At 70.2% G+C, this 13,808-nt stretch carries 10 protein-coding genes; 5 read left to right on the top strand and 5 right to left on the bottom strand.

Features of this window, described 5'->3' with window-relative positions; genetic code table 11:
• Positions 1-35: 35 nt before the first annotated feature.
• The 4 genes from TsocGM_RS10425 to fdhD form a co-directional block, all read right to left on the bottom strand.
• Positions 36-2,291, bottom strand: a complete 2,256-nt coding sequence (locus TsocGM_RS10425) for an amylo-alpha-1,6-glucosidase (RefSeq protein WP_126725265.1) — start codon at positions 2,289-2,291, stop codon at positions 36-38.
• Between the two features lie 254 nt (positions 2,292-2,545).
• Positions 2,546-3,655: a glycosyltransferase family 4 protein gene (locus tag TsocGM_RS10420; protein ID WP_126725263.1), complete on the bottom strand. Its 1,110-nt coding sequence runs from the start codon at positions 3,653-3,655 to the stop codon at positions 2,546-2,548.
• Positions 3,656-4,062: 407 nt separating this feature from the next.
• Positions 4,063-6,477 carry an FdhF/YdeP family oxidoreductase gene (locus TsocGM_RS10415; RefSeq protein WP_126725261.1) on the bottom strand — a complete coding sequence of 805 codons (2,415 nt, stop codon included), beginning with the start codon at positions 6,475-6,477 and terminating at the stop codon, positions 4,063-4,065.
• Between the two features lie 44 nt (positions 6,478-6,521).
• Positions 6,522-7,415 carry a formate dehydrogenase accessory sulfurtransferase FdhD gene (gene fdhD / locus TsocGM_RS10410; RefSeq protein WP_126725260.1) on the bottom strand — a complete coding sequence of 298 codons (894 nt, stop codon included), beginning with the start codon at positions 7,413-7,415 and terminating at the stop codon, positions 6,522-6,524.
• A 264-nt stretch (positions 7,416-7,679) separates the two neighbouring features.
• Here fdhD and TsocGM_RS10405 point away from each other — a divergent pair, with 264 nt between their 5' ends.
• The 3 genes from TsocGM_RS10405 (at position 7,680) to TsocGM_RS10395 (ending at position 10,650) form a co-directional block, all read left to right on the top strand.
• On the top strand, positions 7,680-8,762 hold the full coding sequence (locus tag TsocGM_RS10405; RefSeq protein ID WP_126725259.1) for a DUF1559 domain-containing protein: 1,083 nt from the start codon (positions 7,680-7,682) through the stop codon (positions 8,760-8,762).
• Between the two features lie 40 nt (positions 8,763-8,802).
• Positions 8,803-9,138, top strand: coding sequence for a hypothetical protein (locus TsocGM_RS10400; RefSeq protein ID WP_126725258.1), 336 nt, complete (start codon positions 8,803-8,805; stop codon positions 9,136-9,138).
• Between the two features lie 150 nt (positions 9,139-9,288).
• On the top strand, positions 9,289-10,650 hold the full coding sequence (locus tag TsocGM_RS10395; RefSeq protein WP_126725256.1) for a Gfo/Idh/MocA family protein: 1,362 nt from the start codon (positions 9,289-9,291) through the stop codon (positions 10,648-10,650).
• 153 nt (positions 10,651-10,803) lie between these two features.
• On the opposite strand, the gene TsocGM_RS10390 is transcribed toward TsocGM_RS10395, so the two are convergent.
• Positions 10,804-11,280: a sirohydrochlorin chelatase gene (locus tag TsocGM_RS10390; protein ID WP_126725254.1), complete on the bottom strand. Its 477-nt coding sequence runs from the start codon at positions 11,278-11,280 to the stop codon at positions 10,804-10,806.
• 548 nt (positions 11,281-11,828) lie between these two features.
• Between TsocGM_RS10390 and TsocGM_RS10385 the strand changes: the two genes are divergently transcribed.
• The gene (locus TsocGM_RS10385) at positions 11,829-12,452 is read left to right on the top strand and encodes a BON domain-containing protein (protein WP_126725253.1); all 624 of its coding nucleotides are present in this window, start codon (positions 11,829-11,831) and stop codon (positions 12,450-12,452) included.
• Between the two features lie 275 nt (positions 12,453-12,727).
• Positions 12,728-13,747, top strand: coding sequence for a cation diffusion facilitator family transporter (locus tag TsocGM_RS10380; RefSeq protein WP_233578723.1), 1,020 nt, complete (start codon positions 12,728-12,730; stop codon positions 13,745-13,747).
• The last annotated feature ends 61 nt before the right edge of the window (positions 13,748-13,808 follow it).

The raw sequence follows: 13,808 nt of genomic DNA, 5'->3' as shown, positions 1-13,808 counted from the left end.
CTTGTCTCGGCTCGCCCTGCCTTGCCCTTCCCGGGTCACTTGACGATCGCGATCTCGACCGGGCCGTCCTTGCGGACGATGTCGACCCCCACGTCCTGATCGTGGTGGCGGCGGAGGATCAGGTCGACGCGCCCCTGGCCGACCCGGAGGTCTCGGATGCGGACCTGGCTGAGAAACTCGGGCAGGATCGGATAGCGGAACCGCACCTGGTTGCGATGCCCCTTCACGCGGAGGCCCAACGCCGCCTGGAGCAGGGCGAAGACCGAGGCGGCGGCCCACGCCTGAGGAGCGCAGGCCACCGGGTAGAGCGTCGGCCCGGTTCCGGGGCGGCGGGGGAAGCCGCAGAACAGCTCCGGCAGGCGCTGGAGGTCGACGAACATGCTCGCGTCGAACAGGCCGGTCAGCACGCGGAGCGCCGCGTCCCTCAGGCCGTATCGGGCGAAGCCCTGGGCGATCATCGCGTTGTCGTGCGGCCAGATCGAGCCGTTGTGATACGACATCGGGTTGTAGCGCACCTCGGCCGCGTCCAGGGTGCGGATCCCCCAGCCGGAGAAGCTGCGATCGGAGAGGAGCGTCTCGGCCACGATCGGAGCGTGGGCCTCGGCCGCGATGCCGGTCGCCAGGCAGTGCCCGGCGTTCGAGGATCGGACGCGGCAGGGGCGCTTGCGGCCATCGAGCGCCAGGGCATACGTTCCCAGGTCGTCGAGCCAGAAGGCGCGCTCGAACCGGTCGCGCAGAGCCTTCGCCTGCTCGGCCAGCTCGACGGCCCGGCCGGAGAGGCCGAGCTGCTGGGCGATCCCCGAGGCGCCGAACTTGGCGGCGTAGACGTACCCCTGGACCTCGCAGAGCGCGATCGGAGGTTCGGCGGCCGAGCCGTCGGCGTGGAAGACCGAGTCGTGGGAGTCCTTCCAGCCCTGCTGCTCCAGGCCGTTGGGTGTCCGCCGCTGATACTCGACGAAGCCGTCGCCGTCGCGGTCGCCGAAGTCGTCGATCCAGCGCAGGGCCCGATCGATGTTCGGCCAGAGGCTCTGAAGGAAGGGCAGGTCCCCGGTGCGTTCGAGGTAGGCGGCGGCCAGCCAGACGAACAGGGGGGTCGAGTCGATGCTGCCGTAGTAGCGGCCGAAGGGGATCTCGCCGAGGGCCGCCATCTCCCCTCCTCGGGCTTCGTGGAGGATCTTGCCGGGTTCGGCGTCCTGCTCGGGGATCTCGGCATCGGCCTGAGTGGAGGCGAGGAAGGCGAGCACCCCTCGGGCCAGCTCCGGGTAGAGCCAGAGGCACTCCAGCGCCGTGATGATCCCGTCTCGGCCGAAGGTGGTGCTGAACCAGGGGACGCCGGCATACGGGTACGGGCCGCCGGGCAGCGGCGAGACCATCATGAAGATATCGGCGTAGCTGCGATTGATCCAGTGATTGAACGCCTCGTTCGACGAGTCGACGCGGGCCGCGTCTCGCCTCAGGCGGTCGATCGCCCGGTCGGCCTCGCCGAGGGCGTCCTCGAAGCGGAGCAGGGGAGGGGACGGGTCGCCGGAGGAGCAGGAGATGGTCAGGTCGAAGGTCGTCTCCTCTCCCGGGGAGAGCTTCACCTGAAGCTCGAGATGCCCGCCGTCGATGTGGGCCGGCGCCGGCCGGACGGCGATCGTCGTCCATCGGGTCACGCCGTCGAGGCCCCGGTAGCCCAGCCGGGCGAGGCCGCCCTCGACGACCGGATCCAGCAGCGTTCCCCGTCTCGAGCGCCGGGTTCCCCGAACCTCGAAGATGTCGACGAAGTCGGCCGAGAAGTCCAGGGCGAGCGAGGTTTCCACGGTCATCAACCCGTAGTTGCGCACCGAGATCCGCTGATAACAAACCCCCTCCCAGAGCAGTGTTCTCCTGAAGACGTGCAGCGACCCTCGCGTAACCTCAACCCCCTGGTCGTCTCCGTTCCTGTTCGTGTCTTCCGTGCTGACGATGTCGGGGTTGGTCAGGTCGACTTCCAGCACCGCGTTGTCTTCTTTGATTGTCGAGCTAAGCAGCATCGGCCGGCAGCGGCCCAAGCGTAAAATCAGCGCGGAGAGGTGCCGCGTCCCCTCATGATAGATTCCCTCCTCATGCAGGCCGATCGGCTTGATGTCGCCGTACTGATCGAAGACGGCGAAGGTTTCGCCCTGTTTGAGCACACGGTTACGGTCGTCGGCCAGAGCGGAGGACGCCTGGATGTAGTAGCGGTTCTTGAACCGGATGATGCCATCGACCGCATGTGTGGCAACCTCATCGTCGCTGGGGCCGTCCGGCCGGGAGCAGGGTTCCCTCATCGCGATGGGTCCTCGGAGGCGGAGGGCGGGTTTCAGAGGGAGGGGGGCGGATCCCGGAGTTCTCAGATTACGGAGAACTCGTTTTCCGGGAAGGCCAGAGTCGAGACAACCGCGGCCTCCCCGGCCATGCTGACCCAACCATCAGCCGCGTTCCGTCCTCCGCCCCGACAAGCGGAGATCGGAATCGCTCCCGGGAGCCTTCCCGGGATCCGGGAGGCGCCGGGGGCGAGGGGCGACTGGGTCGGATCGAGGGTTCAGGCGATATTCACTAGAGATTCCGGCCTGCTCACTTGGGAAAACGGGTTCTCCGGTTCCGAGACCGAAAGCCTCAGTTCAGACGCCTCGGAGACGAGCCGCTCGTAGATGGCGACGTAATCGAGGGCCATTCGTCGAGCGCTGAAGCGCTGCTCGAAGACGGAGCGGACGCGGCGGCGGTCGATCCGGCCGGCGTGCTCGACGGCCCGGCACGCGCCGGCCAGGTCGTCGACGATGAACCCGGTCACGCCATCGTCGATCACCTCCGGCACCGACCCGCACCGGAAGGCGACCACCGGCGTCCCGCAGGCCATCGCCTCGATCATGACCATGCCGAACGGCTCGGGCCAGTCGATCGGGAAGAGCAGGGCGAGGGCGTTGCCCAGGAAGTCCTGCTTGTCGGCGTCGCCGATCTCGCCGATGAACTCGACCAGGGGGTGATCCATCAGCGGCCGGATGGTCGTCTCGTAGTACTCGCGGTCGGCCTTGTCCACCTTGGCGGCGATCTTCAGCGGCAGGCCGACGCGTCGGGCGATCTCGATGGCGCGATCCGGCCGCTTCTCGGGGGAGATCCGGCCAAGGAAGGCGAGGTAGCCGCCATCGGCCTCGCGAAGCTCGTAGAGCGACTCCGGCAGGCCGTGGTAGACCGTCCCCGCCCAGCGGGCCAGGGGCAGGGGGGAGCGCTGGGCGTCGGAGATCGAGACGACGGGCATGTCGTCGAACTCGGCGTACAGGTCGGGCAGGTCCGGCAGGTCGAGCCGGCCGTGCAGCGTGGTGACGTGGGGGACTCCCAGCCGCCTGGAGAGCGGGAAGTGGAGGTAATCGGTGTGCCAGTGGATCACGTCGAACTCGTCGGCCAGCGACAGCACGCGCTCGATCTGATAAACGTGCCGGGCGATCGGATCGACGCAGCGCCCTCCGAGGCGGAGGGCCCGGTCGCAGCAGGGGACAAGCCGGGCGGCGGTCAGCGAATCGCCGCTGGCGAACAGCGTGACGTCGTGTCCCTGGCGGACCAGTTCCTCGGTGAGGTACGAAACCACGCGTTCCGTGCCGCCGTACGACTGGGGCGGCACCCGCTCGTAGAGCGGAGCGACCTGTGCAATCCTCATGGGTGGCGCTCGATGGATGAGCCTCCTCGGACCGAGATCCCAGGCGGGCCCGGTCCCGAGACCGCACCTCGGCTCGTCGCCGGCCCCGCGATCGGTGCGGTCCCGGCAAGTCTCGTGCCGCACCCCGGGCCTCGCTCCCCCACCGGCCCGAGCCGATCGACCGCCCCCGAAGGCCCTTCCCCAAGCCGAATCCCGATCGGCCACTTCGGCTCGCCGTGTCCCTGCTTTCCCCTCGCTTTCCCGGCCGATCCGGGTTGGGGGCCGGCTCTCCCGACGGCCCCGTCGACTGGATCTGGCTGCCATTTCGGCAGTCACGCTCGGGAGCCGTCCCGCTCGATCGCTCCTCGACCGATCCCCAGCGCCCCGCGCTCTCCCCCGATCCCGACGATCGCGCCGCCGCCGCCGCCCTACTCGGCCGAGGGGGAGACGGTAATCGTGATCGACTTCGAGGCCGGGGTGTTGCTGATCTCGGCCGTCTCGTCGATGGGCACCAGCACGTTCGCCTCGGGGAAGTACGCGGCGGCGCAGCCCCGGGGGATGTCGTAGGGGATCGCCAAAAACCGGCGGGCCACTCGGGGGCGGCCGAGGCCGTCGGGGGAGGTGCCGGTCAGGTCCACGGCCTGACGCTCGGACAGTCCGAGGGCGGTCATGTCGTCGGGGTTGAGGAAGACGACCCGGCGCTCGTTGTGGATGCCTCGGTAGCGGTCGTCTCGGCCGTAGACGGTCGTGTTAAACTGGTCGTGGCTGCGGATGGTCATCAGCAGCAATTGACCAGGCCCCGGCTCGACGCCCCCGAGGGGGGAGGCGGTGAAGTGGGCCTTGCCGTCCCGGGTGGGGAACCTCCGGTCCCGGACGGGGTGATCGAGCGGAAAGCCGCCGGGGAGGCGGACCCGGGCGTTGTAGTCGAGGAACCCGGGGACGACCCGCTCGATCGCCTCCCGGATCCGGTCGTAGTCCTCGACAAGCCATTCCCAGGCCACCGTCGTCCGATCGCCGAGCACGGCTCGGGCCAGCCGGGCGATGATCACCGGCTCGCTCAGCAGGTGCGGCGAGGCCGGCGGGAAGGGACCGTGTGACGGGTGGACGATCCCCATCGAGTTCTCGACCGAGACGAACTGCTCTCCCCCGGCCTGGATGTCTCGCTCGCTTCGGCCCAGGCACGGGAGGATCACGGCCGTCTTGCCGGTGACGAGGTGGGAGCGGTTGAGCTTGGTCGACACCTGGGCCGTCAGTCGGCATCGGCGCAGGGCCTCGGCCGTGTAGTGCGTGTCGGGGCTGGCCGAGAGGAAGTTGCCGCCGAGGCCGAAGAACACGTGGGCTCTCCCCTCGTGCATGGCCCGGATCGCCTGCACGACGTCGAACCCGTGGCGCCGGGGAGGCTCGAAGCCGAACTCGGCGCCGAGGCGGTCGAGCCAGGGGTCGGGCATCCGCTCCCAGATGCCCATCGTGCGGTCCCCCTGCACGTTGCTGTGCCCCCGCACCGGGCAGACCCCGGCGCCGGGCTTGCCGATCGCTCCCCGGAGCAGCAGGACGTTGACGATCTCCTGGATGGTGGCCACCGCGTTCCGGTGCTGCGTCAGGCCCATGGCCCAGCAAGCGATGATCCGATCGGTGTCGGCCAGCCGTCGGGCGAGGGCCTCGATCCGGGCGCGGTCGATGCCGCCGCGGCGCTCGATCTCGGCCCAGGGGGAGGCGAAGACGGCGTCCCGGAAGGCGTCGAAGCCGGCGGTGTACTGCTCGATGAAGGCGAGGTCGATCACCCCTCCTCCTCGGCGGCGGTCCTCCTCGAACAGGGCGCGAGCGAGGCCTCGGAAGAGGGCCTGGTCGCCGTTGATCTTCACCTGGAGATACGTGTCGGCCAGGGCCGTGGGGATGCCGAGCATCCCCCGGACGTGCTGCGGGTGGGCGAACGCCAGCAGGCCCGCCTCCTTCAGCGGGTTGATGGCGACGAGCTTCGCGCCGCGACGGACGGCCCCTTCCAGCGTGGTCAGCATCCTCGGGTGGTTGGTCCCCGGGTTCTGGCCGACGAGCAGGATCAGCTCGGCCTGCTTGAAGTCGTCGAGCCGCACCGACCCCTTGCCCACCCCCAGGGTCATCCCCAGGGCGGCGCCGCTGGATTCGTGGCAGAGGTTCGAGCAGTCCGGCAGGTTGTTCGTCCCATACTGGCGGACGAACAGTTGATAGAGGAACGCCGCCTCGTTGCTCGTGCGGCCGGAGGTGTAGAAGACGGCCTCGTCCGGAGTCGCCAGCGCGTTCAACTCGCCGGCGATCAGGCGGAAGGCCTCTTCCCAGGAGATCGGCTGGTAGTGGTCGGCGCCGGGGAGGAGGGCCATCGGCTCGGTCAGGCGGCCCTGGGCGTCGAGCCAGGCGTCGTCGTGGGCGGCCAGCTCGGCAACGGAGTGCCGGGCGAAGAAGGAGCGGTCGACGCGACGGGTGGTCGTCTCGGAGGCGACGGCCTTCGCGCCGTTCTCGCAGAACTCGAAGCGGGTGCGCTCGGCGGGGTCGGGGTCGGGCCAGGCGCAGCTCGGGCAGTCGAAGCCGCCGTCCTGGTTGACCCGGGTGAGGATGGTCAGCCCGCGCACGAGGCCGGCCTCTCGCGAAACCTTCTTCATGGCATGATACACGGCCTCGGGCCCGGCGGCCTTGTGCTCGGGGCGGCCAAGGTGCAGGCCGGAGAACTCGGCCGGGGGCTCGTCGGCCGGGTGGCCGTGCTCGTCGTCGAACGGATCGGCCGGGGACGGACCCTCCGGCGCCGGTTCCGGTCCCGGTCCCGAGGCCGGGGGAGGCGTCCTCGTCGGCGAGTCGTCGCGATCGGGAGGCATCGAGGCACCCCTTCCGGGAGGGAGGCGAGTCCGGTCCGGTCCGGTCAGTCGAGCGGGGCCGAGGCCCTCGGCTCGACCCGGATCCGCCTCGGGCCGCTGTAGACGTTGAATCGCTCCGGGCCGACGAAGCCGAGCAGCGTCAGGCCGAACGCCTCGGCCACCTCCACCGCCAGGCTCGACGGCGCCCCGACCGCCGCGACGACCGGAATCCCCGCCGTCACGGCCTTCTGCACGATCTCGAACCCCGCCCGGCCGCTGACCAGCAAGATCGCCGCCGACCCTCCCGGCGACGGCCCGTCGAGCGTCCCCAACGCCCGGGCGCCGACGAGCTTGTCCACCGCGTTGTGCCGGCCGATATCCTCCCGGACGGCGATCAGCCCCCCCTCCTCGTCGACCATCGCCGCCGCGTGCAGCCCCCCGGTGCGAGCGAAGACGAGCTGCCGACCGCGCAGCGCCTCGGGCAGGCGGTGGACGACCTCCGCGTCGATGACCGGCCCTCGGCCGGGCCCCGGCCGACAGCCGTCAAGGTTCAGGGCGCGCAGTGTCGCCGAGCCGCAGACGCCGCAGCTCGAATTGGTGAGCACGTTGCGGGCGAAGCGGTCCAGGTCCACCTCCACCCCCGGCTTCAGATCCACCCGGATGATCCGGTCGATCGACCGGCCGGCGTCCTCCGGCTCCTCCCGGCCCACCTCCTCGACCTCGTCGGCCGAGCAGATCAGCCGCTCCCCCAGCAGGAAGCCAACGGCCAGCTCGTCATCGTGACCCGGCGTGCGCATCGTGACGCCGATCGTCCTCACCGACCGTCGGCCCTCGGGCCCGAAGCCGACCCGGATCTCCATCGGCTCCTCGGCCGCGAGCAGATCCCAGACGATCTCCGCCCCGCCCCCGTCGGCGACGATGCGCTGAACCCGGCTGCGAACGGCCCCCGGATCGGTCATGCAGGAATCGCCCCGATCGGTCGATCGGACTCGGAGCAGCGCGGACCTTACGACCCTCGATCCATCTTACCCGCTCCATCGCCCGGCACAATCGGGGACGCGACAGGGGAGGGCCACGCTTCTCTTCCCCCCGGAGCGGGCCGCCGAACCCGGATTTTTGTCTTCCAAAAACTCGGTTCTTGGCGCACCGAGATGGTTGGTGTATGGTCTTCGAAAATCGTGTTTCGGGAGCAAGATCGCTGAGCGAGCGACGAGGGGATCTCGATGATGAACACCGAGTTGGGGTCGACGTCCGGAGCGGCTCCGGCGGGGAGGCGGGGCTTCTCGCTGATGGAGCTGCTGGTGGTGATCGCGATCATCGGCGTGCTGATCGCCCTGCTGCTGCCGGCGGTGCAATCGGCCCGGGAGGCGGCCCGTAGGGCGCAGTGCACCAACAACCTGAAGCAGCTGGGCCTGGCGATGCACCACTACGAATCGGCCCTGGGGGTCTTCCCGCCGTCGTATGTGGGGGACCCGGGGGCGTCGGGGACGGCGTTCGGGGTTGGCTTCCCGGACGAGAACCGGAACACGCTGCCGGGGTTCGCCTGGGGGATGCTGCTGCTGCCGTTCGCGGAGCAGGCGACGCTCTTCGCGAGCGTGAACGTCGACCTCCCCTGCTGGGCGCCGGACAACTCGACCGGCGCCCGGACGACGCTCTCGCTGTTTCTCTGCCCCTCGGCGACGGGGGGCGATGACCCGTTCGCGCTGCATCGCTACAGCAACGGCGACGCGATGGCGCCGAACGACGGCGGCCCGTTCGCGCCGGAGATCGTCTTCTCCCGGAGCCACTACGTCACCAACGCCGGGATCAACCAGCCCTGGGGGAGGAGCCCGGCCTATTCGGCCGACTTCGACGTGCCCGAGCCGATCCCCGGGGTGCCCGAGCCGCACAGGATCGACGGGCCGTTCTACCGGAATTCGAGGACCCGGGTGGCCTCGGTGCGTGACGGCCTGTCGAACACGATCTTCCTCGGGGAGAAGTCCTCGGTTCTTTGTGACTCCACCTGGGTGGGGGTTGTTCCCTTCTCCTGCACGCCGCCAAAACCGGGATGGCCGTCGGACCCGAACAGCGGCGGGAACCTGGTGGGGGCGCACAGCGGACCCGACGTGCGAGATCATCCAGACGTGATCATCCACGCGCCGAACCACCCGTTCGGCCACACCGACGAGATGTTCGCCGAGCATCCCGGCGGGGCCAACGTCCTGCTCGGCGACGGCTCGGTGCGGTTCGTCAAGGAATCGATCCACCCGTGGACGTGGGTTGCGCTCTCGACCCGGGACCGGGGCGAGGTGATCAGTGAAGATTGATTGGTTTGGGGCTCCGGCGAGATCGCGGGGGAGGGGGGCGATGGGCATTCGATCGGCCGGCCGGGGCGTGGTCGCGGCCCTGGCGGCGGGGCTGATCGCCGTGGCGGCGGGAGGGATCGGCTGCGGCCGATCCCCGGAGATGGGGGCGGACGAGGAGGTGTTCCGCACGGTCGATGCGATGTACACGGCGGTCAGCCTGAGGGACGTCGGCCAGCTTTCCCGGAATGCCGAGGCGATCGACCGGCTCCACCGAGAGGGCCGCCTGCCCGATGCCGCGCACCGGGCCCTGGGCCGGATCGTCGATCGGGCGGAGCAGGGGGACTGGGAGGCCGCCCGCTCCCGCCTCCGCGACTTCATGCTCGATCAGCGCCGCTGAGCCGGCCCGGCTCCGGCCCCGGGAGGCTCGGCCCCAGGGCCCGCCGATCGCTGGCGGTCGGCTCGGGCCGGCAGTACGATCGGGAGACGTCTGCTCGACCCCGGGCCTCGGCCCCCGGGCATCTCATCGCATCGGAATCAGAGGCAAGCCATGACCCCCAAGAAGGGACTCTCCCGCCGTACCTTCGTCGGCTCGGTCGGCGTCGCCGCCGGGGCGGCCACCTTCGGCATCCGGTCCTCCGGCGCCGCGCCGGCTCAGGATCGCGTCCGGCTCGGCCTGATCGGCGCCGGCAGCCGTGGCAACCAGTTGCTCGGCGCCTTCCTGCCCAGGCCCGAGGTCGAGTTCGTCGCCGTCGCCGACGTGGACGACAACCACGCCAACGAGACGGCCGACCGCATCGCCAAGGACAAGGGCGGCGACCGGCCCGAGACGATGCGCGACTATCGCAAGATGCTCGACCGCGACGACCTCGACGCCGTCGTCATCGCCACCCCCGACCACTGGCACGCCCACCCCACGATCCACGCCTGCCAGGCCGGCAAGGACGTCTACGTCGAGAAGCCCCTGGCGCACAACGTGGCCGAGGGCCGCGCGATGGTCAAGGCGGCGCGCAAGTATGACCGCGTCGTCGCCGTCGGCACCCAGCAGCGTTCCAGCGAGAACTTCCGCAAGGCCGTCGCGTCGATCCGAGAGGGGAAGATCGGCCGCGTCCACTGGATTCAGACCTGGAACTTCGAGAACATCAGCCCCTTCGGCATGGGCGTCGCTCCCGACAGCGAGGCTCCCCCCCACGTCGACTACGACGCCTGGCTCGGGCCTGCTCCCGCCCGGCCGTTCAACATCAACCGCTTCCACCTGCTCTTCCGCTGGTTCTTCGACTACGCCGGCGGCATGATGAGCGACTGGGGCGTCCACCTCAACGACATCGCCCTCTGGGCCATCGACCAGAAGGGCCCGACCACGGTGAACACCACCGGCGGCATCTGGTGCGTGAAGGACGACCGCGACACCCCCGACACCATGCAGGTCGTCTACGAGTTCCCCGGCGACTGCGTGCTCACCTACAGCATGCGCAAGGGCAACGGCATGCCGATGAACGGCCACGGCTACGGCATCCTCTTCTGCGGCACCGACGGCTCGCTGTTCATCGACCGCTCCGGCCACGAGATCATCCCCGACCGCATGGCCGAGCCCTACGGCATCAAGCTCATCAAGGGAGAGGTCCCCTCGCGCCCGATCACCACCCAGGCCGAGCAGTTCAAGGCCGAGAACGACGGCCTGCCCGATCACATCGACAACTTCCTCTCCTGCCTCAAGACCCGGGAACGCCCCGTCTGCGACGTCGAGGTCACCCACTACTCCACCAACACCACCCACCTCGGCAACATCTCCTACCTGCTGGGCCGCAAGCTCACCTGGGACGCCGAGACCGAAACCTTCCCCGGCGACGACGAGGCCAACCGCCTCCTCTCCCGCCCCTACCGCACCGGCTACGAGCTGCCCGAGGTCTGAGCCGACGCCGTGCCAGCTCCCGAGCGCGACCGGCGCTCCGAGCGATCCCGGAATGCTGCGATGGCGGATCGTCGGGCCGGGGAATCCGGGGTCGGAGCGGCCCCGGACTCCCCGGAATTGCGATCCGTGTGAGTCGGTTGAGTTCTGGACAGGTCAGTCGTTCCCCGGCCCGTCTCTTCCCATCGGGGCGAAGCGGGCGGCGGCCTCGGCCGAGGGGGTGTCGATCGGCTCGAGGTTCCCCGAGTCGAGCCGGGCGATCCGGTCGGCCACCAGCCGGTCGAGCGCCGGGTCGGGGCCCAGGGGGGGCCCGAGGATGAAGGCGACCCCGGGGTGCCTTGCCGCCAGCTCCTCCCGGGCGGCGGTCAGGTCGCGCAGCAGGTGCACGCCCATGGAGAGGAAGTAGGGGACCATCAGCACCCGGGTCGCTCCCCGGGCCACGCAGCGGTCTCCCCCCTCGGTAATCAGGGGAGCCGTCAGTTCGAGGAAGGCCGGCTCGACAATCGGATAGCTCCCCCCGGCCGCCAGGCGGTCGGCCAGGCGCCGGAGGTCGGCGTTGGCCGGTTCGTGGCGGCTGCCGTGGGCGATGAGCAGGACGGCGGTCACAGGTCCCTCGTCTCGGTCTTGAGTCATCGCGGGGCTCGGCCGGTCGTCGGCGGGCGTCGGGCGGTCCTCGAATCGTCTCCCCCAATGATCGTTTCTACCAAAAAAATGCCCGGCTCGCTCGTCTGCCTGCCCACGCGCTGCTCTCCTGCGAGGCGATCCAGGGCCTCGACTTAAGCACCTCGATCGCATCGAAGCCGCCAGGGCCCGCTCGCCCTGCGCTTGATCCCGGCCTCCTCCAGAGCCGAACACCCCGGCAAAGCCCCCCTGTCGAGCGATCCGATGGGAACCGCAAGGCCGACGCCATGCCTGCCCATTTCGCCCGCGTCTTCTCCCGACACCGAATCGGATCGGTTGGCTGATCTCCCCGATGCTCCGAGTCGGCACGGGGTATGCTAGCTCTGTTCTGAGAGTCGGGCCCGATTCCATCGCGGAAGAACCGACCTCTTCGAGACGATTCGGCTCGACATCATCCCGCTGATCGGGATCCTGGGTGCTCTGGGGCCCGGCCCTTCTCCGGGGTCGAGGCGGTCGGCACGCTGGGAACGAGGTTCGCAATCACGAGGAGGCGATGTCAGATGACCAACCACGTGACACTCCGGCTCACCCCCCTGGCGGCCCTGGCCGTTGTCGGGCTCTTCGGCCCGGCCGGCGCGCTCGGCCAGGTGGTTCGACCCGTCGGCCCGGCCGAACAGGTGGGAGAGGTCGTTGGAGGCGCCCTCGACACCGCCGGTCGAGCCGTCGAGGGGGCCCTGCGCACCGCCTTCGCTCGGACCCGGGGCGCCGTCGAGGCGATGGAACTCACCCCTCGGGTCTATAGCCGACTGCTCTGGGATAAGGAACTGGCCGGGGCCCGCCTCGCCGTCGATGCCCATCCCGGCGGCGTGATCGTCCTCCGCGGCTCGGTCCTCTCGCAAGCGCAAGCCGACCGGGCCGTGGAGCTGGCGGCCTCGACCGTGGGCGTCTCCCGAGTCATCAGCGAGCTGGTGGCTCCCGAGCCGGCGGTTGGCCCGCCTCGGTCCTCCAGCGCGGTCCCCGGGCCCGAGCCCTTACCCGAAGTTGGCCCCGGCGCCGAGATTGAGCGGCCCGCTCCCCTGCCGGCTCCGCTCCCTCGCCCCGCTCCTCCGCCGGGCCTCCAATCGACTCCGGCTCCTGATTCCTCTCCCGAGCCCTCCCTCTCCGTCCAGCCTCCTCTCCCCTGATTCCGACTCCGCCTCGAAACGCTCCGACCAGGGGCGGGACCTGGCAAGTGCGGGAAGGCGAGCCGCCCCGGCGCGAATGCTCGCCTTCCTGCCCCTGCGTCGGCGTCGATCCGGTCTCCTGCCCCGAGGCTCCTCGACGCTCGCCGGTCTTCCCCGTCGCTCGCTGCTTGGGGCGAGACGTCCAGGGGCCGGCCAACTCGGGCCGGGCCTGTCTCGACATTCGGGCCCGCTTCGGCTCGGAATCGCCATTCCCCGCCGGGGAGGGACGCGAGACAATGCGCCCTCGGGCGAAGGTGGTGGCGGATCGGGGCCGGGGCGAGCTGATCGGCGGGGGGCGGATGACTCGGGACGCGACTCGGGGCCGGGAGCAGTCGAGGGCGGCGCTGTACCGCGAGGTGGTCGCCGCGGCGCTGCTTGGCCTGGCGGTGAATGCCGGGCTGGGGGCCGCCAAGCTCGCGGGAGGGCTGATCGGCCACTCGTTCGCGCTGGTCTCCGACGCGGTGAACTCGCTCGGCGACGTGGTCACGTCGCTGGCCGTCCTGTTCGCCCTCCGCCTCGCTCAGCGGCCTCCCGACCGGGAGCACCCTTACGGCCACACCCGGGCCGAAGCGATCGCCGGCCTGGCGGTGTCGCTGCTGGTGCTCGGCTCGGCGCTGCTGGTCGGGGTCGAGGCCTTCCGTCGCCTGCCGCTGGCTCACGAGGTGCCTCCCGGCTGGACGCTTGCGATCGCCGGGGCGAACGTCGTCATCAAGGAGGTCCTCTTCCGGTACAAGATCCGGATCGGGCGGCGGACCGGCTCCAGCGCCCTGGTCGCCAACGCCTGGGACCACCGCGCCGACGCCTTCAGCGCCCTGGCCGTCCTGATCGGCCTGGGGATGGTCCGCTGGGGAGGCCCGAGCTACCTCTTCGCCGACGAGCTGGCGGCGCTGGTCGTCGTGGCCATCATCGTCCGATCGGCCGCCTCGCTCGTCTGGGAGAGCGCCCAGGAGCTGATGGACGCCCAGGCCGAAGGCGCTTTCGTCTCCCTGATCGAGGCCGAGGCCCTGGCCGACCCCCAGGTGCTCGGCGTCGAGACGCTCTGGGTGCGCAAGTCCGGCCTGGAATACTTCGCCGACATCCACCTCGAGCTCGACCCCTCCCTCACCATCGCCGAGGGGCACCGCATCGGCCACCGCGTGAAGGACCGCCTCCTCCTCGCCTTCCCCACCCTCCGCGACGTGCTCGTGCACCTCGAGCCGTGCCCTCATGGGCATGGGCATGAGGAGCCGGGCGGGTGTCCGATCCCTGAGGACTGAGGGCTCAGGACGGGTGGCGGAAGGCCCCGAAAAGGGCCGGTGACGGGTCCGAGAAGAATCG

Origin of the sequence: Tautonia sociabilis (assembly GCF_003977685.1) — a bacterium.
GTDB classification, from domain to species: Bacteria; Planctomycetota; Planctomycetia; order Isosphaerales; family Isosphaeraceae; genus Tautonia; species Tautonia sociabilis.
The sequence above is the reverse complement of the archived record's forward strand: the minus strand, read 5'-3'. Positions and strand labels throughout refer to the sequence as shown.